General features: G+C 28.0%; 29 protein-coding genes and 1 tRNA gene. 6 read left to right on the top strand and 24 right to left on the bottom strand.

All coding sequences use genetic code 11. From position 1 onward, the window contains the following. Positions 1–150: 150 nt before the first annotated feature. A complete protein-coding gene (locus BTO18_RS02515) occupies positions 151–495 on the bottom strand; it encodes a DUF6249 domain-containing protein (RefSeq protein ID WP_262904437.1) in 345 nt (114 codons plus the stop codon). Positions 496–646: 151 nt separating this feature from the next. Here BTO18_RS02515 and BTO18_RS02520 point away from each other — a divergent pair, with 151 nt between their 5' ends. After that, positions 647–1231 carry an RNA polymerase sigma factor gene (locus BTO18_RS02520; RefSeq protein WP_105014715.1) on the top strand — a complete coding sequence of 195 codons (585 nt, stop codon included), beginning with the start codon at positions 647–649 and terminating at the stop codon, positions 1229–1231. Then, positions 1218–1634 carry a hypothetical protein gene (locus tag BTO18_RS02525; RefSeq protein ID WP_105014716.1) on the top strand — a complete coding sequence of 139 codons (417 nt, stop codon included), beginning with the start codon at positions 1218–1220 and terminating at the stop codon, positions 1632–1634. The genes BTO18_RS02520 and BTO18_RS02525 overlap by 14 nt, the downstream gene beginning before the upstream one ends. On the opposite strand, the gene BTO18_RS02530 is transcribed toward BTO18_RS02525, so the two are convergent. The 13 genes from BTO18_RS02530 to BTO18_RS02585 form a co-directional block, all read right to left on the bottom strand. After that, positions 1631–2245, bottom strand: coding sequence for a TMEM175 family protein (locus tag BTO18_RS02530; RefSeq protein WP_105014717.1), 615 nt, complete (start codon positions 2243–2245; stop codon positions 1631–1633). The genes BTO18_RS02525 and BTO18_RS02530 overlap by 4 nt on opposite strands. A gap of 6 nt (positions 2246–2251) precedes the next feature. Beyond that, on the bottom strand, positions 2252–3433 hold the full coding sequence (locus BTO18_RS17795) for a nuclear transport factor 2 family protein (RefSeq protein ID WP_211295559.1): 1182 nt from the start codon (positions 3431–3433) through the stop codon (positions 2252–2254). Positions 3434–3659: 226 nt separating this feature from the next. Continuing rightward, complete coding sequence (locus BTO18_RS02540) at positions 3660–4208, bottom strand: hypothetical protein (RefSeq protein WP_105014718.1); 549 nt, start codon at positions 4206–4208, stop codon at positions 3660–3662. Between the two features lie 270 nt (positions 4209–4478). Further along, positions 4479–5384, bottom strand: coding sequence for a KPN_02809 family neutral zinc metallopeptidase (ypfJ, locus tag BTO18_RS02545; protein ID WP_105014719.1), 906 nt, complete (start codon positions 5382–5384; stop codon positions 4479–4481). A 60-nt stretch (positions 5385–5444) separates the two neighbouring features. After that, entirely contained in the window at positions 5445–6461 is a 1017-nt protein-coding gene (locus BTO18_RS02550; RefSeq protein WP_226789140.1) for a transglutaminase domain-containing protein, read from the bottom strand. Next, positions 6462–6869, bottom strand: coding sequence for a carboxypeptidase-like regulatory domain-containing protein (locus tag BTO18_RS02555; protein WP_105014720.1), 408 nt, complete (start codon positions 6867–6869; stop codon positions 6462–6464). It abuts the gene before it with no gap. A gap of 120 nt (positions 6870–6989) precedes the next feature. Next, a complete protein-coding gene (locus tag BTO18_RS02560; RefSeq protein ID WP_105014721.1) occupies positions 6990–7325 on the bottom strand; it encodes a hypothetical protein in 336 nt (111 codons plus the stop codon). A gap of 257 nt (positions 7326–7582) precedes the next feature. After that, positions 7583–8326, bottom strand: coding sequence for a DUF6090 family protein (locus tag BTO18_RS02565; protein WP_105014722.1), 744 nt, complete (start codon positions 8324–8326; stop codon positions 7583–7585). A gap of 65 nt (positions 8327–8391) precedes the next feature. Further along, entirely contained in the window at positions 8392–9627 is a 1236-nt protein-coding gene (locus tag BTO18_RS02570) for a DEAD/DEAH box helicase (protein ID WP_105014723.1), read from the bottom strand. Positions 9628–9806: 179 nt separating this feature from the next. Beyond that, positions 9807–10907 carry a MutS-related protein gene (locus tag BTO18_RS02575; protein WP_226789141.1) on the bottom strand — a complete coding sequence of 367 codons (1101 nt, stop codon included), beginning with the start codon at positions 10905–10907 and terminating at the stop codon, positions 9807–9809. A 164-nt stretch (positions 10908–11071) separates the two neighbouring features. Then, positions 11072–11464: a hypothetical protein gene (locus BTO18_RS17925; protein ID WP_226789142.1), complete on the bottom strand. Its 393-nt coding sequence runs from the start codon at positions 11462–11464 to the stop codon at positions 11072–11074. A 227-nt stretch (positions 11465–11691) separates the two neighbouring features. Beyond that, positions 11692–13602 (bottom strand): molecular chaperone HtpG, encoded by a 1911-nt coding sequence (htpG, locus tag BTO18_RS02580; RefSeq protein ID WP_105014724.1) that lies wholly within the window; start codon positions 13600–13602, stop codon positions 11692–11694. 272 nt (positions 13603–13874) lie between these two features. Further along, positions 13875–15266 carry a Gfo/Idh/MocA family protein gene (locus BTO18_RS02585; RefSeq protein WP_105014725.1) on the bottom strand — a complete coding sequence of 464 codons (1392 nt, stop codon included), beginning with the start codon at positions 15264–15266 and terminating at the stop codon, positions 13875–13877. A gap of 109 nt (positions 15267–15375) precedes the next feature. On the opposite strand from BTO18_RS02585, the gene BTO18_RS02590 reads away from it, so the two are divergent. Beyond that, positions 15376–16383: a 3-oxoacyl-ACP synthase III family protein gene (locus BTO18_RS02590; RefSeq protein WP_105014726.1), complete on the top strand. Its 1008-nt coding sequence runs from the start codon at positions 15376–15378 to the stop codon at positions 16381–16383. A 180-nt stretch (positions 16384–16563) separates the two neighbouring features. Then, positions 16564–16692 carry a hypothetical protein gene (locus tag BTO18_RS18125; protein WP_262904438.1) on the top strand — a complete coding sequence of 43 codons (129 nt, stop codon included), beginning with the start codon at positions 16564–16566 and terminating at the stop codon, positions 16690–16692. 77 nt (positions 16693–16769) lie between these two features. On the opposite strand, the gene BTO18_RS02595 is transcribed toward BTO18_RS18125, so the two are convergent. Both BTO18_RS02595 and BTO18_RS02600 read right to left on the bottom strand, forming a co-directional pair. Continuing rightward, the gene (locus tag BTO18_RS02595) at positions 16770–17573 is read right to left on the bottom strand and encodes a carboxypeptidase-like regulatory domain-containing protein (protein WP_105014727.1); all 804 of its coding nucleotides are present in this window, start codon (positions 17571–17573) and stop codon (positions 16770–16772) included. 65 nt (positions 17574–17638) lie between these two features. Continuing rightward, positions 17639–17722, bottom strand: a tRNA-Leu gene (locus tag BTO18_RS02600). Between the two features lie 152 nt (positions 17723–17874). Here BTO18_RS02600 and BTO18_RS02605 point away from each other — a divergent pair. Beyond that, entirely contained in the window at positions 17875–18390 is a 516-nt protein-coding gene (locus BTO18_RS02605; RefSeq protein WP_105014728.1) for a shikimate kinase, read from the top strand. Here BTO18_RS02605 and BTO18_RS02610 read toward each other — a convergent pair. Next, positions 18382–18885: a phosphoribosyltransferase family protein gene (locus BTO18_RS02610; RefSeq protein WP_105014729.1), complete on the bottom strand. Its 504-nt coding sequence runs from the start codon at positions 18883–18885 to the stop codon at positions 18382–18384. The genes BTO18_RS02605 and BTO18_RS02610 overlap by 9 nt on opposite strands. Before the next feature lie 3 nt (positions 18886–18888). After that, a complete protein-coding gene (locus BTO18_RS02615) occupies positions 18889–19263 on the bottom strand; it encodes an RNA-binding S4 domain-containing protein (protein ID WP_105014730.1) in 375 nt (124 codons plus the stop codon). Between the two features lie 80 nt (positions 19264–19343). On the opposite strand from BTO18_RS02615, the gene BTO18_RS02620 reads away from it, so the two are divergent. Beyond that, a complete protein-coding gene (locus BTO18_RS02620; protein ID WP_105014731.1) occupies positions 19344–20135 on the top strand; it encodes an FKBP-type peptidyl-prolyl cis-trans isomerase in 792 nt (263 codons plus the stop codon). Positions 20136–20181: 46 nt separating this feature from the next. On the opposite strand, the gene BTO18_RS02625 is transcribed toward BTO18_RS02620, so the two are convergent. The 6 genes from BTO18_RS02625 to BTO18_RS02650 all read right to left on the bottom strand — a co-directional run bounded on the left by BTO18_RS02625 (position 20182) and on the right by BTO18_RS02650 (position 25803). Further along, positions 20182–21093 (bottom strand): YitT family protein, encoded by a 912-nt coding sequence (locus tag BTO18_RS02625; protein WP_105014732.1) that lies wholly within the window; start codon positions 21091–21093, stop codon positions 20182–20184. 6 nt (positions 21094–21099) lie between these two features. After that, the gene (gene folD, locus BTO18_RS02630) at positions 21100–21975 is read right to left on the bottom strand and encodes a bifunctional methylenetetrahydrofolate dehydrogenase/methenyltetrahydrofolate cyclohydrolase FolD (RefSeq protein WP_105014733.1); all 876 of its coding nucleotides are present in this window, start codon (positions 21973–21975) and stop codon (positions 21100–21102) included. Next, the gene (locus BTO18_RS02635; RefSeq protein ID WP_105014734.1) at positions 21972–23402 is read right to left on the bottom strand and encodes a hypothetical protein; all 1431 of its coding nucleotides are present in this window, start codon (positions 23400–23402) and stop codon (positions 21972–21974) included. The genes folD and BTO18_RS02635 overlap by 4 nt, the downstream gene beginning before the upstream one ends. Positions 23403–23440: 38 nt before the next feature. Next, the gene (gene ffh, locus BTO18_RS02640; protein WP_105014735.1) at positions 23441–24769 is read right to left on the bottom strand and encodes a signal recognition particle protein; all 1329 of its coding nucleotides are present in this window, start codon (positions 24767–24769) and stop codon (positions 23441–23443) included. Positions 24770–24836: 67 nt separating this feature from the next. Continuing rightward, positions 24837–25277, bottom strand: coding sequence for a hypothetical protein (locus BTO18_RS02645; protein ID WP_105014736.1), 441 nt, complete (start codon positions 25275–25277; stop codon positions 24837–24839). Position 25278: 1 nt separating this feature from the next. Beyond that, positions 25279–25803: a DinB family protein gene (locus tag BTO18_RS02650; protein WP_105014737.1), complete on the bottom strand. Its 525-nt coding sequence runs from the start codon at positions 25801–25803 to the stop codon at positions 25279–25281. Positions 25804–25925: the final 122 nt, after the last annotated feature.

Here is a 25925-nt window from a genome sequence, read left to right on the forward strand (position 1 = left end):
ATTTGAATTTTATGGCATTAAAATTAATGATAAGAATACTAATGAATGTAAAAATGTTAAAATTTTAACAAACCTTTATCATAAAAAAAGGGAAGTAAATAAAATTTACTGCCCTTTTTATACCATTATTGATGTATCAAGCTAAAAAAACTATCTATCTAACTTTTTAGTTAAGTTAAAGCCTACAAATAAACCAACTCCAGCCATAAAGAATATCATTGCAGGATATACAGCATCACTATCTAAACCTGAATATGTATCTAAAATTAAGGCAAAAAATACACCTAATCCTATCCCCATTAATAAAAGTGATAGATTTAGGATAATTACTTTCCAAAAAGGAGCAGCATTTTTTGGTTGCCCTTTCATAAATATACTAGCATCAGCACCTTTTTCTATAAGTGCCATTCTTTCTTTATTTCTAGTAGAAAAGAATAGGTAAACTATTCCAAAAAAGGTTCCAAAGATTACAATTAATACAGCTATTTCTTCCATAATTTGTGATTTAAAGTTTTAAAAATGATTAATTTTATTGTGTTTGTAGCTTTGACGATAACATTCAAAAAAAGGTTACAGAATATTTTTGATATAATTATTTTTCTAAATACGTGTAACCTATTAGTATAATAAACAGTCAAAACATAAAATGACTACAACTAACGACCAATATTACATTAAAAAAGTTATGAAAGGCGATATAAACGCTTTTACATTTCTTGTTGATAATTATAAAAATATGGTATTTAGTTTAGCATTTAAAATGACAAAGAGTAAAGAAGAAGCTGAAGAAATTAGCCAAGATACATTTATAAAAGCATATAAAAACCTGCAGAAATTTAAAGGTGATTCTAAATTTTCTACTTGGTTGTATAGAATAGCCTATCATACAAGTTTAGATGCTATAAAAAAAAATAAAAAAGAACAAAATACTTTCGAAATTAATGAGGTAACTTTTAATCAAATAAAATCTGTAGAGTATATTTTAGAAGGTATTGAAAGAAAAGAAAGAGCAAAAGTGATGGAGAACTGTTTGCAAAAATTACCAGATGAAGAACGTTCTATAATTTGGATGTTTTATTATGACGAATTATCTTTAAAAGAAATTATTGAAGTTACAGGGTTATCACAAGCCAATTTAAAAGTAAAATTGCACAGAGCTAGAAAAAAACTATTGACTATAGTCGAAAAAAATGTTGAACTAGAAATGATAGAAAATTATGGGAGAAAATAAACATATTAAAGAATTAGATGCCTTTGCAAAAAAGTATGTAAAAGAAATAAAGCAAGAAAAACCATCAGTAGATTTTACAGTTTCTTTAATGGACAAAATTGAAGCTATAAAAATTACAGCTTCTACAAAAGTCGAACCTCTAATTTCTAAAAAAGTTTGGTATATATTATTTATAGTAATTGTAGCTTTATTTTTTATTCCCTTTAAAACATCAAATAAAGAAATTACAATTTTAGATAAAGTAGACTTTTCTTTTTTAGATAAATTAACATCAGTTTTTGCTTTTAATGGTTTTAATGTATCAATATCTAATACTACTGTTTACGCTTTTTTGTTTTTTGGAGTTATGATTTTTTTGCAAATCATTTTCTTAAAAAAACATTTTAATAAACGTTTTAATTAATATTCTAAATTATGCTTTTTATGAAATTTAACTGAATGAAAATAACACAAAGGGCCTAATAAAATATAGACAAAACCTGGAACTCCATAGCGTAAACCAATCTGAAATTTAGCTAATATAAAAGATATAATTCCAACGATTATAAATATGAAAAAGTGCCTTGAATAAAATAGTAATTTTAGATTTTTATCATTTTTAAAAGCTCTAAAATACATTAAACAAAAGCTTAAAAAAATTAAAGAAAAACCAATACTATACAATTGAAAGATATTCGAAAATTCATCAATGTTTATTCTTTGCCCACCAAAACCTGTACTTAATAAAGAACGAACAGGAAAAATATAAAATAAAACAGTAAATAAGAGAATCATGTTTAGTGCAATTATCCAATTATCAATATAGTTTGTTCTTCTAAAAAAATTATAATGCACTTTCCAGATGCCCATCATCACAAAAAAACTAACTGCGAAACTTATAAAGTTTGGAAGTTCGTCTTTAAACGAAGTAATATTGGTATCAGCACCAATATTAACAACCATTAAGGTTGCTGCAAAAGCGAAAACACCATCAGAAAGTGCTTCTAATCTGCTTTTTGAATGTAGAAATTTCATAACTAATTACATAAAAGTTACTGTTGCAATTTTACCATTTTTCATTGTATAAATAGCAACAGCTTTAAATGTATTGCCATTTGCAGTTACCAATTCATGGTCTATTACTTTATCTTGATATACAATTCTTTTCAAGATTTTACAGTGCAAATCTGGCGTATTTTTAAAGAAAGATGCATAATTTTCTCTCATTTTTTCAATTCCTTCGTAATTTAATTTATCAGGAAATCGATAAACTTTTACATTTTTAGAAAAGGGTTTTAAAAAAGCATCAATATCTCTATTATTATAGGCTTTAAGTTGTTCTTCTGCTAAATATCTGGGCGAAACTTCTGCAACAATTGCTATTTTAGTTCCATCAGAATTTACTGTTATTCTAGAAATATTATTGATGTTTTCATCATCAAAACTAAAAAATAACCTTGGTCTTTTATCTTTTTTTGGATTGAATTGATAAATAGTAGCTCTACTAGGAATTAATAAAGTACCATTTGGTAACCAAGTAACATCTTCTGTTTTACCCAGAGAAGTAATCGTTTTAATTTCTTTTGTTTTTGGATTCAAAGATTTTAAAACCCAATATTTACTATTTTCTTTACTTACAAAACTGATTAGATTTGTATTCGGTATTTTATGTACTGAACGCCCAACCATTTTGGCTACAGTTGTATTGGTTTCTTTTTTTAAGTCTGATACTATTAAATGTAAACTATCATTTACAATCACAGAAGCTACAAGTATATTCTCATTAAACCAAGCTGGGTAAGCAACTTTTACATCAGGTAATAATTCTTTTGATTTTTTTGTTTTAAAATTATATTTATAAAAACGCTGTAACCCATCATCATCTAAACGTACAGCAGAAACATCACTAGATTTTGGTATTCTTTGTGGTGAGTATTCTCCACCATTTTTTGTATTAGAAATATAGTAAATTTCAGGATTTTCTTGTTTTAAATCATACAAAGCAATGTCCGTATTTCCATTTCTGCTTGATGCAAAAATTACTCTTGAATTGTCGAAGAAATAGGGTTGACTATCATAACCTTTATTATTGGATATGTTTCTTCCATTTACTAGATGATACCCTTTTTCGGTTTTTTCAATATCAAAAACATGAATTTCTGTATTGGTTTGTGCTATTAAAGTTGGTGAAAATAGTATGAGTAAAAAGAGAAAATTCTTCATTTAAATTTGGATTTTATCAAATATAAGAAAATCTAAAAAGATAAGTACATGTGATGGTTAGGGTTGGTATTTTTCTAAAATTACAAAATTGCTACTACCAATAATTATGAATCCCATCTTTTTTATAAAATTAATGTTTTTTTTGTTTTCAATCTTAACTTTTAGCCAAATTCTAATTTGATTATTATGTTTACAAAGTTGAGAGTTAAAATCTAATAATTTTTTTCTATTCTTTTATAGTTTTCCATCTTTTTGGGTCGACTATTTTCCAATAAACTTCATAAAAATCTTTCTTTTCGGAATTATGGTTTTTTATCAATTCAGTAAAGTAATTTGTTAAATTAGTTTTTTCTTCTGTTTGTTCCGATAAAACATCTTGCTCATTTTCGTCCAAAATCATCACAGATGCGTAAATATATTTCCATTCTTCTAGACCGTTTGTTAGAATTGTATAATGTTTTCCATTAGAGAATAAGTCAATATTTTCCCACATTAAAATTGGGTGTTTTCTATTACTTGGATAAATTTCCTTATTCCATTTACCATATTTGTCGTACATCACTTTATGTGTGTAAAATGCAGAATAAACGCATTCAAATCTTATCTCATTAATTGCTGTTGTATCATTATTATTAACAACTACATATTTTTCATTTAAAATTTTTGTAAACTTATTTTTATAAATTTTTGGGCATTTTGTTTTTTTAATAATTTTTTGAGACGAAGAACAACTTAAAAAAACAGAAATTATGATTGTTATGTAAACCTCTTTCATATAACGATTTATAATGTTTGGTAACTTATATTAAAAACTATTTTTGAATAGCAAACTACTTTATTATCGTTCTCGAAGAGATAATATTGATAATTTTTATCTGCTAATTCTCTTCTATAATTTTCAACACTAAAATTTTGACAAATATAAAACTCAATATCTTTTTGGGAGATGAATGCCCATGAGCTGTCATAAAAGAGTCAATACTCAATTTTGACAAGTTAGAAGCGTCATTTAGAGTAGCTTTTCTTATTATATTAATTAAAAAAATTACAATGAGGTTGCACTAAAAGTATCACCTTGTGATAAATCCCCAGTTTCAAAACCTTTTTTAAACCAACGCATTCTTTGAGCAGACGTACCATGAGTAAAAGAATCTGGGACAACTCTACCTGTGGATTTTTTTTGCAAACGATCGTCACCAATTGCATTAGCAGCATTTAAAGCTTCCTGTAAATCGCCTTTTTCCATAATTTGAGTCATTTTTTGAGAATGATGAGCCCAAACTCCTGCTAAAAAGTCAGCCTGTAATTCTAAACGTACAGAAAGTTGATTGTATTCTTTTTGAGAAATTTGACCTCTTAATCGTTGCATTTCATCAGTTTTACCCATTAAATTTTGAATGTGATGCCCAACTTCGTGAGCAATTACATAGGCTTGTGCAAAATCTCCAGGAGCATTTAGTCTAGTTTCCATTTCTTTAAAGAAACTCAAATCGATATACAGTTTTTCATCACCTGGACAATAAAATGGACCTGTTGCACTAGATGCAGAACCACAGGCAGAACTTACAGAGTTTGTAAATAAAACTAAAGTAGGTTCTCTATAGTTTTTTAGCAATCTATTCCATACATCTTCTGTTTCTTTTAAAATTACAGCACTAAATTCTGCCAATTCATTTTCTTCTGCTGTTCCTTTGTATGTTGATGTATTTTGTACTTGATTTGTAGAAGAACCACCAGTTAAAAATTGCAACGGATTTGTACCTGTAAAATACATGATACCTATACCAATAGCCAAAATGATAAGTCCTTTTTTGGTTGTAATGAGTTTTAAAATTAAAGGAAGTAATAGTTTTAGTAATCCACCATTGATTCCTCCTCCAGATCTTCGTCCAGAAGACATACCTCTTCTGTCATCTACATTACTGCTTCTGCGTCTGCCTTTCCATTTCATGGATGTAATATTTTTTGTTAGCCTTTAAATGTACTAATTTTTTTAATTAAAAGTAGGAATCTATTTTTTTACTCTAAAAACATAAGTAGCAATAATTTCATCATCAAAATACAAATGAAAGTCATAAAAACCTCTTCTTTTAAATTGATAATTCAATATAAGAATATTGTTTTGAATTGATTTTCTAGTAGGTGTAATTCGTCTTTCATTATCTCCCGAAAACAAAACAAATTTTACTTTATTTAGATTGATGTTAGTTTTAAGCTTGTATTGAAAGGTAACCATAGAATCTTTTTTAATTTCATGATCCATTTTTAAAGGAAGTTGATGTTCTTCTATCAACTTAAATGCATCATTATACAACAAAGGCATCTCTGTAAAATCTAAAAAGCTCGGAGTTTGTTTACCTAATAAAGAAAATTGTTTTTCTAAAGGAAAATGGTTTTTAAAAAATAATTTTGGTGTCGTTAAAAAGTAACCATCATTAAAGTTAAATTTAAACCTGCCTTCTTCAGGAAAAGAAATTCCTGTAGACCAAGTTGGGTCGCAGACATACCATTTATTATTTATTTTCACAACATTCCAAGTGTGATTTGGCATTGTTAACTCACTAAAATCTACAGAACTTGTTCTACCAAAACCGTTAACCATTTTACTTTCTATACCTGCTATATTACACATCTCTTTGAATAAATATGCATAACCAGTACAAATAGTTCGTTTCTTTTTTAAAAGTTTTTTAAATAGTTTCTTTTTAAATTTCGAATTCCAATTTTGAAGTTTAATAGAATCTTTTTCAAAACGATTTCTTTTTCTTTCATTTAAGGAATATAAGCTGAAACTGTTGGCAATATTATTACAAATCCAGACATAAATAGCTCTTACTTTTTCTACATCAGTATTTAAATTTTTAGTGAGCTTAAATGTTAACTCATTTAATTTATAAAGTCTTTTTACTTTTACTGTTTTTGCTATATTATCGGCTTTACTAAAATCAATATTCTTAAAATCTGATTGTTGAGCAAAACCAATTTTTGCAATTAATAAAAGCAAAAAGACTCTTTTGTAATGTATCAATTATTGTGTTTTTAATCTTTTAGATTTAAAACGCTTATTAGTATTTAAGGCACCTAGCATTTGGTTGTCATCTTCAATTAACGTAACATTTAAAGTAGAAGTATTTTCTTTAATTTTAATAGATTTTTTTAAATACCCCAAATAAGTAAATACCAAAACATCTCCAACTTTTAATTGTTGAGGGAAGTTATATTCTCCTTTTTTGTTTGAGCTAGTTCCAACATTTGTTCCTTTTAAGTAAATACTAGCACCATTTAAAACTTCAATTTCAGTTTCTGTTTTTCCTTTTACAATACCTTTTACTTGTATTTGAGCTATTGCAGTGTTAGATAACAAAAAGAGCGAAAAAAATAATCCACATAAAAGTAATTTGTTGTTTTTAATTGTAAGTGTTTTTGTTGTTTTCATAATAGTATATTTTAAAATTCTTTATAAACCTATTACAAAGCATAAGGCTTATAAAGTATAATTGAGTAAACTGTACATTTTAAAACTTTAAAGTTACTTTTTATTTAGTTAAATTAAAAATTACAACTTTAAATAATCGTTAATAGCATCTAAAAGAGCTTCTTCACTTTCAACGAGTTCCTCTAACTGTATAACTAAAGTATTTTTATCTTTAAAATCTTTACTCTCCATTTTTTGATAAATAAAGTCAACCAGAATTTTTCCTTTATACACTACAAACTCACTTAAATGATCCATACTAGAGAGTTGAGAAATAGTTTCAAAATCGATAAGTTCTGCTTTGTTAGCAACAAAAAAACGTAACCCAGTATTTCTTAATTCAGAAAGTTGGAACCCTTCTACATGTTCTAAAACATCTCTTAAACTATAATTGTTTCTTTTTTTTAGTTTATACAAAGAATCTATAGTGTTTTCGTGCCTTATAAGAACTCTTTTTAGATCTTTTTGATTTGTTATAACTTCTTTTTTTATAAAAGCTTTTGCCTTTTCTACATAAGCTTTGTTGCTATTATTCTCATTCCAATTACTTATAAATAGAGCAATTAATACACCAATTATAATTATTAAAATTTCTCTTAAAAAAGAAAAGATAGATTTTTTTTTTCATTTTTTTAAATTGATGGACTAAAGTTACTTAAAAAGACTTAAAATATTTAGTTTTCTTCAAGTACCTTTTCTAAATCTAAAATCATTTTCTTTAAATCTGGTTTAAGTTTTGACAAAAGATCAATCATAAATAAATTTCTTCTCAAGTCAATTTTTAAAATGGTTCTAGCTCTTGGAGATTTCAATAATTTTATGAGTTCTTCTCTAGCTTTTTTTTCTGTTTGATAAGATTCTAATCCATCTAATAAATTAAATTCATAGCTATTTTGTTCATATCTCCAAAATTCGTCTTCACGTATCACTTGGGCATCATAAGTAGCAATTGTTTTATTAAGATATGGTATTGTTATATCATAATACTTTATTAAATCTTCGATAACATTAGAATATAATCCAAAATTTGTAATTCCAGAATTTCCTATTTTTTTAAAATAAGTATATTCTAATTTAGGTTCTTTAGTAAAGTTCTCAAGATTTTCCTCCATATCTCCAACAGATAAATTTTCAAAGTTTTTTGTATTTATAAATTTAATTCTATTTTGATTTACTTTCTTATACACATCTATAACTTCATCAACAGTAGTAAAATCTGCTTTTAATTCTTGTAATACACCCTTTAAGTTGGCAATTAAAATATCTTGATTTTTACGTTCTTCGTTCCATAAGTTGATTTGTAATGCAATTAAAATTCCGATAACTACCAAAACAATTTCGCCAATAGCATATTTTAAATATTTTTTATTGCTATTTTTTTTAATGAATTCAAACCTGATTTTTCTAAAGATTTTCATAATTGTGAATTTAAGAAAAGTTGAGCAATATTTATTTATTAGTTAAAAATATGGACTTACAAATATTAATACCAACGTTTTTTCTTCTTTTTAGAAGCAGCCGATTTTCTACTCTTTTTATGTTTGCTAATAGTATTAGGTTGTTTCTTCTTGTGCTTTGGTTTGTTTATTGGGTAAGGATGATCATCAATAACTCTAATCGATTTTTGGAGTAGAATTTCAATATCTTTGATGTAATTATTTTCGTCTGGAGAACAGAAAGAAAAAGCTATACCAGATTTTCCTGCTCTACCTGTTCTACCAATTCTATGTACATACGTTTCTGGGATATTAGGAATATCAAAATTGATAACAGCATCTATATTAGTAATATCAATTCCTCTAGCAGCAACATCTGTGGCAATTAAAATAGTCGCTTTTTTATTCTTGAAATCTTCAATAGCTTTGTTACGAATATTCTGATTTTTATCTCCATGAATACTTGTTACTTTATACCCATTTTTAAGCAATGTTTGCTCTAATTTATCTACACCAAACTTGGTTCTCCTAAAAATAATGATTTTACCATTAATTGTATTTTGTAACAAATGCAAGCACAAATCGGTTTTGTTCTTTTTTGGTAGATAATACAATAACTGACCAATATTTTTTGCAGTAGTTTCTTCAGGATTGATTTCAACTCTCACCGCATTTTTTACTACGGATTTTGCTAATTCATCAATCTTATCAGGAATGGTTGCAGAAAATAATAAGGTTTGTTTTTTCTTTGGGGTAAGTTGCTCAATTTTTTTTACATCGTTGATAAAACCCATGTCTAGCATTAAATCAGCTTCATCTAATACAAAAATTTCTACAGCATTTAGGTTGATGTTTCCTTGCAAATGCAAATCAATTAATCTGCCAGGAGTTGCTACTAAAATATCTACACCTTTAGCTAAAACTTCTTTTTGAGGTTCTAGAGAAACGCCCCCAAAAACAGCAGTCGCTCTTAAGTTGGAATACTTTGCATAGCTTTTAATATTCTCTAAAATCTGGATTGCCAACTCACGAGTAGGAGTAATTACCAATGCTTTTATGGTTTTCTCTCTTTTTTCAGTATCCTGTTTATCAAACAACAAATGAATTATGGGCAAAGCAAAAGCAGCCGTTTTTCCTGTACCTGTTTGTGCAGCAACAATTATATTTTTTTTTTCTAAAATTAAAGGAATTGCTTTTTCTTGCACTAATGTTGATCTGTGAAAACGTTCTTCAGCAATAGCCTTTAAGATTGATTTATTTAATGGTAACTCTGTGAATTGCATTGATTAAATTTTTTGTAAAGGTAGTTGAAAAGTAATCTTTTTTTGAGTAATTCGTTTAACGTGGTTGTGTATGATTTCGTTAGATGTTTTAAGCTCTAAAGTTAGCAAATAAAGATAGATATAAAGCCCTCGCATACTTTCGTAGATTGGTTAAAACCAAGAAATTAATTATACATGGTCTAGTTTGTAGTATTTTTTGCTAAATATGTTTTATCTAATTCTTTTGCTATTTCGATTGCTTCTTTCACAACTTCTTTTGGGTAATCATTAATTTCAAGTATTCTAATTGCGTTTCTTTTTTTTAATTTACCTTCTTTTAGTTTGTAGTCAAATCCTACATTTTTTTCATTTACTGTTTCGCTAAAATGGTACAATTCATATTCGTTTGAAAGCATATCTGTTAATTCTATATCGTGAGTTGAAACCAATATTTTATTATTATTCTTTGCTAAAGCAGATAAAACGGATTTTCCAGCAGAAATTCGCTCTACTGTATTCGTGCCTTTAAATATTTCATCCAAAAGGAATAAGTTTTTATTTCCATTTATGCTCTCTTTAAGCATTTCCTTTATGGTTAATACTTCTTCAAAATAGTAGCTTTTGTCGTTCATTAAATCATCACTTATTCTAATAGCCGAAAATACTTTTAACAAAGGAAAACTCATTGATTTTGCAAAACAAGTATTTATTGTTAATCCAGTTATTACATTCAGTCCAATTGCACGAATAAAAGAAGTTTTTCCAGACATATTTGAACCTGTAAGAAGTATTGATTTTTCAGCTATTTCAATGCTGTTAGTTGTACAATTAAATAGTAAAGGATGACTGATATCTTTAACAATGATTTTATTTCCATCATTAATAATTGGTAAACAAAATGTTTTAACTCCGTTTCTTAAAGACGCTATTGAAATTAGCATATCAATATGCCCAACAAATTTAAAAACGTTTTCTATGTCGCCTCTTTTGTTATTTAATCTTTTTAAAACTCCAAATAATAATAAAGGCTCAAGCAAAAACATTGTTTTAAAAATCTCAAAAACAAACCAAGCTATGATTTCAAATTCTCCTTGAAGTTTGGCTTCAAGTGAAAAAAATGACATTCTATTTTTAACTTCATTTATTAATTTGATGGACTTTGGCAAGTCAGAATTTATTTTTTTTAAAATTGGATTTGTAAATAAATGTGAAGCAACATTATTAAGTCTAAAAAGTTGTGGAATTGAATTTACATATTGAACTAAATTATTTTTATTCCAATAATGTAATACAAAATTCACACAGAAGACACCTAATAAAACTATGAAAAATATAGGATTGAAAAAGGCTAAAATTAATGATACTAAACTTGTAAACGACAATAATTTTATAACAAAAAACCATTTTGGTGGATTAATATGCTCTTCTTGAAATAATGTAGTTATGTAATACGCATCTTTATGTTTTAGTTTTTCAAGTTTTTTTGAATCGAAATTCTTAATTCTGGATTTTTCGATAATTCAGTTATTATTTCTTCGTTTAGCTTGGTTTGCTTTTCATTTACTTTTATTGTCCGAAGATTATTGTAAAAATATTGTTGACCAACTTTTGAATTAGTTCGGTCAAGAAACATAAATAAGTCATCAAAATCCAAGTCGTTACAGGTTTTGTCTGATAATACTTGATATGCTTTTGAATTGTTTCTCTTTCTAAAGTATTTTTCAATATTATCAAAGTCAAAGGAATCATCTTTCAGTTTTCCAAATGATTCTTTTAATCTTTGATTTAACTCTTTTTTTCTATTGAATTTTATTTGAGAAAAAGTGTATTTAATTTGAAATAATATGTCTTTAACCATTAAATAATTAGTGTAGGATTTCTATTTAATGTTACAAAAAATGTTCAATTTATTGTTCATATGATAAATTTTAGCGAGAAGTTTTACTTTAATGCTATTTAACGATATTCAACGTTTTAATATTTATATCAGAAGTTAAAAGAAGTTAGCTGATTCATTTTAGAAAGTTAAATAAAAAGCCTCTCTGTTTTCACAAAGAGGCTTTAATCTCATTAGTTATTTATCAACTATTTTATCAACTCGTAACTGCGTTTAATAAAATTGGTTAATTCTTCACCATGTAAAAGGTTTTGAGATAATTTAGCCAAGTCAAAAGCTTGCGAAATCAATCCTTTTTGCTTGTCTTCATCTGCAGCTAAAATTTCAGAAACTAATGGGCTGTTTGTATTAACAACTAAATTGTACATATCTGGCATATTACCCATTCCCATCATTCCACCACCACCAGAAGCTTGCATTTCTTTCATTCTACGCATAAATTCTGGTACAGTAATGATAAATGGAGAAGAAGAAGAATCCATAGCTTCTAACTGAATTGTGTAAGCAGAATTGTTTACAGCACCTTCAATTACTGGCTTTAATTTTTCTTTTTCTTCATCAGATAATTTAGAAATTACGTTATCGTCTTTTTTGATTAAGTTATCAATATGATCTGCATCAACTCTAGAAAATTTAATTTTTCCTTCACCAGAAGTTTCTAATTTCTGCATTAAATGCGATATAATTGGCGAATCTAAAATTAACACCTCATACCCTTTTGCAGTTGCATCTTGTATGTAACTGTGTTGTGCATCTTTATTGGCTGCGTATAAAATTACGTGATTTCCATTTTTATCAGTTTGTGCGTCTTTTGTTTTTTCGATTAATTCATCAAAAGTGAAAAACGTGTCTGCAACTGTTGGATATAAAGCAAATTTTTTGGCTTTGTCAAAAAATTTATCTTCAGACAACATTCCATATTCAATAATTACTTTGATGTCATTCCATTTTTTCTCAAAATCTTCACGATCTTTTTTGAATAATGATGACAATTTATCCGCTACTTTTTTAGTAATGTAACCTGAAATTTTCTTAACAGCTCCATCTGCTTGTAAATACGAACGAGAAACGTTTAATGGAATATCTGGAGAATCAATAACTCCTTTTAACATCTGTAAAAAGTCTGGTACAATTCCTTCTACATTGTCTGTTACAAATACTTGATTTTGGTATAATTGAATTTTGTCCTTTTGCATATCCAAATTTTGAGACAACTTTGGAAAGAATAAAATTCCTGTTAAGTTAAATGGATAATCTACATTTAAATGAATGTGGAATAAAGACTCTTCAAATTGCATTGGATACAATTCTCTATAGAAGTTTGTATAGTCTTCTTTTTCTAAATCAGCTGGCTTTTTTGTCCAAGCAGGATTTGTGTTATTGATGATATCATCTACTTCAATCTGTCTGTGAGGTTCAGTAGTTTCTTTACCGTCTTTATCTTTAGTAGTTTTTGGCTCGTGAGTAGGATCGTTTACTTTTTTAGTTCCAAATTTAATTGGCACTTGATTAAAACGATTGTATTTGGTTAGTAATCCACGAATTTTGCTTTCTTCTAAAAATTCTGTAGAATCTTCTGCAATGTGTAAAATAATTTCTGATCCTCTGTCAGATTTGTCATGTTCTACTAAAGTATATTCAGGAGAACCATCACAAGTCCAATGTGCAGCTGGTTCATCTTTAAAAGACTTTGTAATAATTTCTACTTTATCTGCTACCATGAACGCAGAATAAAAACCTAAACCAAAATGACCAATAACTCCAGTTTCGTTCTTATCATCTTTGTATTTGTCTAAAAATTCTTCAGCTCCAGAAAATGCAATTTGGTTGATGTATTTCTCAACTTCATCAGCAGTCATACCTAAACCTTGGTCTTTAATCGTCAAAGTTTTTGCGTCTTTATCAATGCTGATTTCAATTTTTGCATCACCCAATTCTGTTTTGGCTTCACCAATTGAAATTAAGTGTTTCAGTTTTGTAGTTGCGTCTGTTCCGTTAGAAATTAGTTCACGTAAAAAGATTTCGTGATCAGAATACAAGAATTTTTTAATCAGCGGAAAAATATTTTCTACTGATACGTTAATATTTCCTTTACTCATAATTATATGTTTATTTTAGTTTTTGTTAATTATTGTCATTTCGACTTTATGGAGAAATCTAAAAAGAGATTTTTCGACTTCATTTCATTTCGCTCAAAATGACATCAACGTATATTAAATATTATGAATTACAAGTAGTCAAAAAAAATACCAAATGTTTAATTATGACAAGATGACAGAAAATGATAAGTTGGAAGTGATAAGTAGAAGTAACAGTCTGAAGAGGAAGTGTAAGATGCACAAACCAACTCCAAACTTCTCACTTCGAACCTTTATATTTCTCTCAACATTTCAGTTGTATTTTTGTTTTTCCAAGTTCCACCTGTAAAATCGGGGACTTTTATAGAAGTACTGTTTTGAGCCACAGATAATTCTGAAAGAGGCGTAATTGCGCTCCATAAAACGCTATCATATACATTTATGTCTAAAGGTAACCCTTGATTTAAACATTTTATTAGTCTGTAAATCATTACAAAATCCATACCTCCATGACCAACAGAATTATCAGAAATTTGAGATTTTAGTTTACTCCAAAGTGGGTGATTATACTTTTCTCTATATTCATTATATTTTTCTTTTTCCAACCATTTATGACCCCACCAAGCCAATTCCTCTTCATTGATATATAATTTAGAGGGATAACCTTCATGAACTGCTTTTGTACCCACAACTGTATTTAATCTGTCATAAGGTCTCCCTGAATGAACGTCAAATTGCAACATTATGGTTTTACCTAGTTTGGTTTTAATCATAGTTGTATTCATATCTCCACATTTTACATTCGAGAACTTGTCAATTCCTGCACGTTTTGCAGCATCACTCAAACTTTTTTCACGAGAACTCATAGACACTACATGATCAAAAGTATCTCCACGTCCAATATCCATATATTGGCTAATAGGGCCTAAACCATGAGTTGTGTAGAAATTCCCATCTTTTTTAAGATGATGTTTAATTCTCCACTGGTCTTCATAATACGTTTCGTCTAACAAGTGTTTTCTTAAATCGTGAATATATGCGCCTTCAGCGTGTGTTAAATCACCAAAAACTCCTTTATTTACCATGTTTAACACCCACAATTCTTCGTTGTTAAAACAGCAGTTCTCCATCATCATGCAATGTTTTTGAGTGCGTTCTGCAGTATCTACCAATTTCCAACAATCTTCTAAAGTATATCCAATTGGTACTTCTGAAGCTACATGTTTTTCTTTTTCCATTCCATATAAACACATTTCTGTATGCATTTCCCAAGGAGTTGCAATAATTAATAAATCGATATCATCTCTATCTGCAACTTTTTTCCATTCATCATTATTTCCATAATAAGCTTCAGCAGTGGTGTTGTGCGTTTTCTTTAAATGAGCGTTTAATTTATCGGTTTTTTCTTTTCTTAAATCAGACACAGCAACAATTGTAGCATTGTTATTTTTTACAAGCCAATCAAACATTTGAATTAAAGTTTGTCCTCTATTACCTGCACCTAAAATACCAACTCTTACATTATCAATTTTTGGAGCTTTTAACCCAAAAGCTGTCCCTTTTGCTGTTTTATTTAGTAAGTTATTAGTTTTTTTAATGGTTTCTTCTTTGCAAGAAACTGCTGTAGATAATCCTAAAAATAAAGCAGCTTTTGAAGAGAGTGATAAAAAATCTTTTCTATCCATAATGTATAATAAGTTTATTAGATGATAATTCGTTTTTGTAAAGGTATTAATTTATCACTATTTTTGTTTAAGACAAATAACAAATAACTAAAATACTACCCAATAAATTATGTATAATTCAAAAATCACTGGTTTAGGATATTATGTTCCAGACAATATTGTTACCAATAATGATTTGAAAGCTTTTATGGATACCTCTGATGAATGGATTCAAGAAAGAACAGGAATCAAGGAAAGAAGATGGATTGATCCAAAGACAGGTGATAATACATCTTCTATGGGTGCAAAAGCTGCAAAAATTGCTATAGAAAGGGCTGGTTTAACCAAAGATGATATTGATTTTATTGTGTTTGCTACATTAAGTCCTGATATGTATTTTCCTGGAGGTGGAGTTCGTGTGCAAGATATGCTAGATATGCCAACTATTGGTGCATTAGATGTACGTAACCAATGTTCTGGTTTTATTTATTCGATGTCTGTGGCAGATCAATTTATAAAAACAGGAATGTATAAAAATATCTTGGTAATTGGTGCAGAAAATCATTCAGGTGGTTTAGAAAAATCAACCAGAGGTAGAGGTGTTACTGTAATTTTTGGAGATGGAGCAGGAGCTGCTGTTTTATCTAGAAGTGAAGAAAAAGGAAAAGGAATTTTATCATCGCATTTGCATTCTGAAGGAAAACATGCTAGAGAATTGATGTTAGATGGGCCAAGTACAGGAAGATGGGTGCCAGAAATTTTAGCAGAAAACGATCCAGAAGATCAATCTTATTTTCCATATATGAATGGCCAGTTTGTATTTAAACATGCTGTTGTTCGTTTTTCTGAAGCAATTGTAGAAGGTTTAGCTGCCAACAACTTACAGAAAGAAGATATAGATATGTTAATTCCTCATCAAGCGAATTTGCGTATTGCACAATTCATTCAAAAGAAATTCGGTTTGTCTAATGATAAAGTACATAATAACATTCAAAAATATGGAAATACAACTGCTGCTTCTGTAATTATTGCTTTAACAGAAGCTTGGGAACAAGGTAAAATAAAAGAAAATGATTTAGTCGTTTTAGCTGCTTTTGGTAGTGGATTTACTTGGGGCTCTGTTGTGGTGAGATGGTAAAAAATACTTTTTATAGATTATGAGGGGTTACATTTTGTAACCTCTTTTTTAGTTAACAGCTTTTTTGATAGAATTAAAAGATGATTTTTATGTTAGTTCTTAAAGTTCTGTTAAACCAAAAATTTTCTGTAACTAAAATGGTTGTGTTGCGTCATATAAGCAATATTAAAATTACCAATCATGAAAATAAAAGATAACAATAATACTGAAAAAAGAAATCAAAGTTCAGGAGAAATATTTCAAGCAAAAAGAAACACTTGGAACTCCAGAAGGAAGTATAACTATAAATACGTAACAACTGTATTTTAGTTAGTAATTAGTTAGTTTTTAATAGTTGATTAGAGTCAAAAACAGCAATGTTTTTGGCTCTTTTCAATTTATATGAATTAATTTTTCTTTGGAATTTTATCTCGCTCAATTTTACCTTTTTTGAGTGCTTTATAGTTTTCATAGCAATCTAAAACAGCTTCAATCATTTGTAAATCAGAGGCTTTTTTGATAAAATAATCAGAATAATTACAATCAGTTAGCAATTCAGATAATTCTTGTCTATCCATGTCAAGATATTCCATCATTACTTCTCTATCAAACTTACCAGCCAACATTTTTCTTAAATCATCTTCTTTTTTTAATTTTTGAAGTTTTTTAAGTTGTTTTGGTTTTTTTCCAAAGAGATTATACAAAAAATCAACAGGCTGAAATAGAGCAGCAACAGGTGATGCAAAATTTTTCTTTTGGGGTTTTCCAATTTCGTAAGTCTGTGGTACTCCATTAATTTTTATTCTTGTAAAACGATCTTTTGGCACTTGTTTTACATCAATTTCTAGAACCCCTATTAATTTTGTAGATCTAATAATTACTTCTTTTATCTGTTCTGGTTTTTCATAGAGTGCAATTTCTAGCTCATTACCTTTAAGTAAATCGTTGGTAACTTTAACTTTTATAGATGAAAAACCTAAATAAGAAACCAAAATAGTATCATTAACTTTAGAAGGCAATTCAAAAATACCTTTATCATCAGTAATTGTTCCTTGTACTGTGTTTAAGTTTAATACGTGAGCAGCACTTAATGCTTTTTTATTTACTGCATGTATAATTTGACCTTTTAAAATTGATTTTCTGATTGTATCATTTTGAGAAAACAGACTTACTGAAACCAATAAAAATAGAAATAAGAGTTTTTTATGCATAAGACAAAATTAAGTATAATACAGTTTAGAAAGGTTAATATTTTGTGAAGAAGTTAAAAATAAAGTGCGCACGAGAAGATTCGAACTTCCACTTTCTTGCGAAAACAGCCCCCTCAAGGCTGCGCGTCTACCAATTTCGCCACGTGCGCTTTACTCAAATAAAAAAGTTAAGCTTTTGCTTAACCCGTTATTTGTAATCCTTTTTAAAAAGGTATTATTGGGCAAATATAGTATCAATCATTTAAAATAGACATATATTATTGATAATTTTTTATCGATATTTGCAAAAAAAACATAAAGATTGAAAATAGTATTATTGGGTTATATGGCTTCAGGAAAATCTAGTATTGGTAAGCGATTATCAAAATCTTTAGATTTACAATTTATTGATTTAGACGATTATATAATTAATAAAGAGAAAGCGAGTATTAATGAAATTTTTAAAAATAAAGGTGAGATTTATTTTAGAAAAATAGAACACATTTATCTAAAAGAAATACTAGAAAAAAATACTGATTTTATTCTCTCTCTTGGAGGAGGTACTCCATGCTATGCAAATAATATGAATGAGATTATTAAAGAAAATAGAATCTCTATTTACCTTCAGAGTAGTGTTACAAAACTTTCTGATAGATTAATTAAAAAGAAGAGTAAAAGACCATTAGTAGCTTCATTAGCTGATGAGAAAATTCCAGAATTTGTAGCTAAACACCTTTTTGAGAGAAGGTTTTTTTATGAAAAAGCGAAATTTAAAGTAAATATAGATAACAAATCAAAAAAAGAAGTTACCAAAGAAATTATAAATCTTTTAGAGTAAATAAGCACTACCTTTATTTTCCAAAAAATCGACCTGTACATGTTCTTTGATAGAAGTTGATAATGAAACACCTTTAAAATCTGCTTTTATAGGATATTTTTTGTGGTTTCTATTTACTAAAACAGCAGTCTTAAACTTATTTAATGGCACATCTAAAAAATGCTTAACTCCATACATTAAAGTGGTACCAGAATTTAAAACGTCATCAACTAAAACAAGAGATTTATTTTTATAATCATTAATATTTATTGATGTAGTTATAGGCTCTAGAGGCTTTTTCTTGTTGATAATAACCTCACAAAGTGTAATTTTTAGATTAGAAATTTCTTTTAAAGTTTTGGCTATTTTTTGAGCCAAGATAAAACCATTACCTACAATACCTGCAATTATCACTTCACTTTCATTAGAATTACTTTCATAGATTTGATAAGCTATTCTTTTTATTTTTTGGTGAATTTGTACTGTGTTTAAAATAACGTTATTTTCTGTTGTCATAAATCAATCTATAGTATCACTTTGAAATCCTTCTATATCTCTTCTGTCCTTTTTTGTTGGTCTTCCTGTTCCTTTTTTACGATAATAATCTTTTGCAAATTTTAAAAGTTCTGTTTTTTCAAACTCTTCTTTTGGTGTAGTATCTTTTCTATATAAGTCAACAAGTTTAGCACCAACTCTGCTTTTTGGTAAATCTAAAACTTTTATTTGATAATTTATTTGATTTTTTCGAATTAGAATTAATTCATTACCATATACTTCTTTTGAAGGTTTTACACTTTTATTATCAATCTTAACTTGTCCTTTTTTACAAGCAGTAGTAGCTATACTTCTTGTTTTAAAGAATCTTATACACCATAAATATTTATCTATCCTCATAAAAAAAGTTAAAAAGTGGTATTTACCTTTTTACAAAGGTATAAAAATGGTAAATTGCACCCCATTAATTTGAATGATAAATGAATAAAATAAAATATATTTTTTCAGTTTTAGCAGTAGTTGTTATTATTTATGCTTGTGGTGATGATAATTTTATAAGTAATCCTTTTGCAGATGTAAACTATGAGGAACTTGCTGTATCTGATAACGATTCTTTAGTTAAATTTTTAAAAAGCCATTATTATGATAGTACTTTAGATACCATAAAGAGCATTGTTAATGGTGAAACTGCAATGTTTGATGAAACAAATAATTTAGATATTATAAATTTAGAAGAGAATGATATTAATTATAAATTATATGTTTATAAGAAAGAACAAGGTAATCCTATTGTAGATAAAAGTTTTCCTACAGTAGTAGATTCATTATTTATTAATTACAAATTAATGTTATTACCTAGAGCAGACAGTTTAGGAGCAGCTATAGAAACAAATACTAATATATGGTTTAGTTCTGACCAAAATATTAGAGGTTGGGCTCATGGATTTACTAAATTTTTAGGAGGAAATAATGTAACCAATAACGGACCAATTACATTTGCAGATACAGGAAAAGGATACTTGTTTATTCCTGGTGGTTTAGGGTATCCATCAATAAACTTCCAAATTGGTCAAGATCCTAATGCTAGACCTTATGATCGAGTTCTTATTTTTGAAATAGAACTTCTTGATTTTGTAAAGGATACTGATCACGACAATGATGGCAAACCTTCAATACTAGAAGACGCAAATGGAGATGGTGACCCTAGGAATGATTTTAGCGACCCTAATAACCCTACTTTAGCTGATTATTTAAATCCAAATATTAAATAAAATTATTATCACAAAAAAATAAGGTTTTTCATATTTTTGAAAAGCCTTATTTTTTTGTGATAGATTCTTTTAACTTTAAGAATTTGGTATTTTTCTTCTTATCTAAATAATGCCTTAATACTCCACCTTTTACATTATTTACATCGAATTCAACAATAAAAGCTTCTTTATCTATTTCGTCTACTATTCTGTACATCTTTTTTATATCAATTCTATTGATAATAGCATGGATAATATCAAAATCTTCAGAAACTCCTTGACTACCAAAACCAGATTTGCCTTTATATACAGTTAAACCAGTTCCTATTTTTTCTAAAATATCAACTTTTATAAGGTCGTATTTTTTTGATATGATAGTAACTCCAATAAAATCTTCAAAACCTTCTATAACAGTATCAGTAACTTTTGCAGCGATAATATAAGTAAGAATCGAGTAGAGGGCAATTTCTATACTTTCTACGAAAGCAGTAACTGTAAATAAGATAATATTAAAAAGCATTACAATTTTACCAATACTAATACTAAATTTATCATTTAAGAAAATACCTAAAATTTCTGAACCATCTAAAACTGACCCATTTCTAATGGCAATTCCTATTCCAGACCCTACTAATAACCCCCCAAAAATGGAGATTAACAATTTATCATTTGTTATGGTCTGAAAATTTTCGAAGTGAATAAATAAAGCAACTCCAAGAATACTAATTACTGACTTTATGACAATTCTTTTTGAAACTGTAAAATATCCTAATATTAAAAATGGAATACTGAAAAGAACTAATAAGTAAGACATATTTATATCTACTTGAGTTCTTACCAAAAGGGCAATACCAGTTACACCACCATCTAAAAAGCCATTAGGTAATAAAAATGCCTTTAATCCTAGACTGGTAAGGACAATACCAACGAAAATTTGAAAGTATTCGGAAAAATAATTGCTGGCTTTTTTTGAATTCATTTGAGTTTAAGTTTTTCTTTTACAAGCTAACAGTGTGTTTTTGAGAAGCATTGCAATTGTCATTGGGCCAACACCACCAGGAACAGGAGTAATGAATTCGCATTTGTCAGCAACATCTTTAAAAGCAACATCACCCACTAATCTATATCCACTTTTTTTACTTGAATCTGCTAAACGTGTTATACCAACATCGATAATGGTAACATTATCTTTAATCATATCTGCTTTTACAAATTCTGGAATACCAATTGCTGCTACAATGATATCTGCTTGTTTTGTAATTTCTTTTAAGTTTTTAGTTCGGCTATGACACATAGTTACAGTAGCATTTCCAACTGTTCTTTTTTGTGATAATAAAATACTCATAGGGCTACCCACAATATGACTTCTTCCTAAAACAACAACATGTTTTCCAGAAGTTTGTACATTATATCTGTCTAATAATTCTAAAATACCAAAAGGAGTAGCAGAAATGAAAGTAGGTAGATTCAAAGCCATTTTGCCTACATTTGTTGGGTGAAACCCATCCACATCTTTGCTAGGGTCAACTGCCATAATCACTTTTTGCTCATTAATATGTTTAGGTAATGGTAGTTGTACAATAAAACCATCAATGTCATTATCTACATTTAGAATTTCAATTTCATTTAATAATTCTTTTTCATTGGTTTCTTCGGGTAAACGTATTAATGTTGACTCAAAACCAACGCGTTCACAAGCTTTTACTTTTGCATTAACATAAGTTATACTTGCACCATCATTGCCAACTATTATAGCTGCTAAATGAGGTGTTTTATAATCATTATTTTTAAGTTCTCTTACTTCTAGAGCGATTTCTTCCTTTATATCTGCGGAAGTTTTTTTTCCATCTAATAAAATCATTTGTTGTTTAAAATATATATAACAATAGTTGTGTTAAAGTTATTGAATTGTTTTAATTCTGTATAGTTTTTATCTAAAATATTTAGTTCTTCATCTGTTAAATTGTAAACATTGGCATAGAATACAAATTTATTTTTTCCATTAAATTTTGCAAAAGATCTTTTGTCCCCCTCTAAATCTATGTAATCTAATTTTGTATAATTAGGAAAAAAGCTACCAACATTAGATATATCAATAGCATTTTTATTTAAATAATCAATTGCCTTTAACCTTAAAGAATGATAAGGTATGTGACCTAAAGTAGCTCTCCAAGCCGTAGATATTTGTTTTGGATAAATCCATAAATTCCCGGAAATTAAACCAATAAGAAGCAATAAGAATATTATTTTTTTTTGTTTGTAAAAATTAGTTAGGATTAAAAAAGCTAATAAATTTAAACAAATATAAGATGTAATAAAATAGCGAATTCCTACAGTATTAGTTACAATTAAAATCGTTACTATTATAAAAATCACAGATGAAAGACCTAATAATAAGAGAAATTTGTGCTTTTTAGAATGCATTATTTTTTTTCCGAAAATTAAAAAACTTATAATGATAAAAATCATTATAAACACTCTACCAAAATCTAAATATCTCCAAATTAGCACGATACAATTTCTTATAAAATAGTCAAAATCTGCAAAATGCCAAAGACTTTCCCAAGGTGAACTTGAATGTGTTTGCAACCATCCTTTTGTTAATAACCTCCATCCAACATAAAAAAATGCTGGTAAACTTGCTATAAAATAAAAGCCTATATGTTTTGATGTAAGTATTTTTTTAAGAGTTTTTTTATGAAAAAATTTTAGATACAAAATTTCGAAAATAAATATTCCAGCAAAGAGCATCATACTCCTAAAAGAAATAATGCTCAAAAATATTAACCCGATAAATTGTAATTTTCTATTGGTTTTTAGAATGGAATTTATAATTAAAAAGAAGAAAAAAAGTGTTATTATTTCAATATTTACTAAAATTAAACAAGTTGCTAATGTAGGGTCCGAAATTACAAGTAGAAAAGCAAAAAAATGTAATTTTTTATCTTTTAAAAGATAAATTATAAATTTATCTAATTGAATAAAAAAACCTATCACAAAAGGCAACATTGCAAGATGAGAAACCCATAAATTATGCCCAAAAATTTTCCAAAAAACTGCTAGTATTGTGGCTAAAAAGGGCGGATGCCCAGGGTCAAAACTATTCGGCATTTTCCAATTAAATATCGAGTTTTCATATAAATGATTTCCCATTTTTGAGCCAAAAAGAATATCATCATCAAAAAAACCAAAATCTTTTGACAAGAAAAAAATTATAATACCTAATATTATAAAAAAGATTTTTCTTCTTTTATCCGGTTTGTAAATATTATGGAAGATGGTTTTCATTTCTTTAATTAAAAAAAGCTGCAAAATGCAGCTTATTTTTATTTCATTCCTTTCATCATTTGCATCATCTTTCTACCTCCACCACCTTGCATCATCTTCATCATTTTACTCATTTGACTAAATTGTTTCATTAATTGATTTACTTCTTGTATAGAAGTTCCTGAACCTTTGGCAATTCTCTTCTTTCTACTTGCATTAATTGTAGATGGTGTACTTCTTTCTAATGGAGTCATTGAGTGAATAATAGCTTCTATTCCTTTAAAAGCATCATCATCTATATCTACATCTTTCATAGCTTTGCCAGCACCAGGAATCATGCCCATTAAATCTTTCATGCTTCCCATTTTTTTGATTTGTTGAATCTGACTTAAAAAGTCATCAAAACCAAATTGATTTTTAGCTATTTTCTTTTGTAGTTTTCTGGCTTCTTCTTCATCGTATTGATCTTGGGCTCTTTCTACAAGCGATATTACATCACCCATACCTAAAATACGGTCTGCCATTCTATCTGGATGAAAAACATCAATAGCTTCCATTTTCTCACCTGTACCAATAAACTTAATGGGTTTATCGACTACAGATTTGATAGATAGTGCAGCACCACCTCTTGTATCACCATCTAATTTTGTTAGTACAACACCGTCAAAATTTAAAATATTGTTAAAAGCTTTTGCTGTGTTTACAGCATCTTGCCCAGTCATAGAGTCTACAACAAAAAGTGTTTCTTGTGGATTTATGGCTTTATGGATGTTCGATATTTCTGTCATCATTTCTTCATCAACAGCCAAACGCCCTGCAGTATCAATAATTACAACATTTTTTCCATTTGTTTTGGCATGTGCAATTGCATTTTGAGAAATTTCAACGGGGTTTTGATTGCCAACTTCTGCATAAACTTCAACACCAATTTGTTCTCCAACAACTTGTAATTGATTTATGGCAGCAGGTCTATATACATCACAACCCACTAAAAGTACTTGTTTTGTTTTCTTGGTTTTTAGGTATTTTGCTAATTTTCCTGAAAAAGTTGTTTTACCAGAACCTTGTAAACCAGACATTAAGATTACAGTTGGAGAACCTCCAAGATTTATACCTACAGTATCACCTCCCATTAATGTAGTTAGCTCATCTTTGACTAACTTTACCATTAATTGCCCAGGATTTAATGTAGTTAGTACATTTTGACCAATTGCTTCTTGTTGTACTTTTTTTGTAAATTCTTTGGCTATTTTAAAGTTAACATCGGCATCTAATAATGCTCTTCTAACTTCTTTTAAAGTTTCAGCGACATTAATTTCAGTTATCTGCCCATGTCCTTTAAGCGTATGTAAAGCTTTATCTAGTTTATCACTTAAATTATTAAACATAATTTGTAATCTTTTTTTTGAATTACAAATATAATTATTAGAGTTCGCTTATAAAAGATTAAAAAGGTTAATCTCTTTTTAAAAGTAAACTGGTAAAGAAGTTGATTAAATGTATTAAAATTGATATCAAAAAAATAAAAAAGGCTACTAATAAAATAATATTCAAATTTTCTTGAAATGGAAGGTTGGTATAAATTAAATTTCCGCTTTTATCTAAATTAAAAACAGAAATTAGATAAGGGATTAAGCAAGCCACCTGCAATATTATATGAGCTGAAGTTAACCAGTTGTTTGGGTGTTTTTTAGCCCAATGTAAAGACAAATAATTAATGCCCATTAAACCAAAATATACAGCTGTAATATAACACCAAAAATCTACATTAATAAGATAATGGATATAAGAAATATTAATATCAATTGGAATATCTCTTTTTAATAAACCAAGAAGAATAAAGATAGGGATTAACCAAAAGAAAAATAAGTGAGGCTTTTTTATGATTGAATTCAATTTAGTACAATAGTTTTAAAGTTTCTGAATGGTGTTGAGTATGATGTGCTGTCCACATAATTATTTCTCTTATTGTCATTTTTCCCATTAATGGGTGTGGAATTAATAATGTGTCTAAATTTTTATCACTTATTTTTTTTGTTTTGTATTGTAGTTTTTTTTGTTGAATTTGAAATCTTGTTAGCAAACGTTCACGTTCTTTTAAAATCGGTACTTTTAATTTTTGATTAAATTTTTTGGCTCTATCTTGGTTTTTCTCAAGCTTTTCTTGATATTTTTTTGCAACAGTTTTGTAATCTCTATTAGGTCTATTACAAACACCAAATTTATATTTTAAAAGAAATTTAGGATAACTTAATGCATTGTTTAAAAGTTGTAAACTATTTACTAAATGTAAAATATGTTGTCCAGTAGTCCATTTGTTTTGTGGACCTTTTTCCCAATTTTCAAGAGGTTGTTCTTCTAGCCAATCAAATAATTCTTGGTGTTTTTCTTCTAGTAAATCACTTATATCAAGCTTATCCATTTATAAATTTTATCAGGCTAAAATTACTAAATTAAAAATTAATACAACTCACTACATACATTTTACAGTTCATTACAATCTGTTTTTTTAAAGTAGAGTTAGTATATACTTTTGTGGTATTA

The organism is Polaribacter porphyrae (assembly GCF_002954685.1).
Classification (GTDB): domain Bacteria; phylum Bacteroidota; class Bacteroidia; order Flavobacteriales; family Flavobacteriaceae; genus Polaribacter; species Polaribacter porphyrae.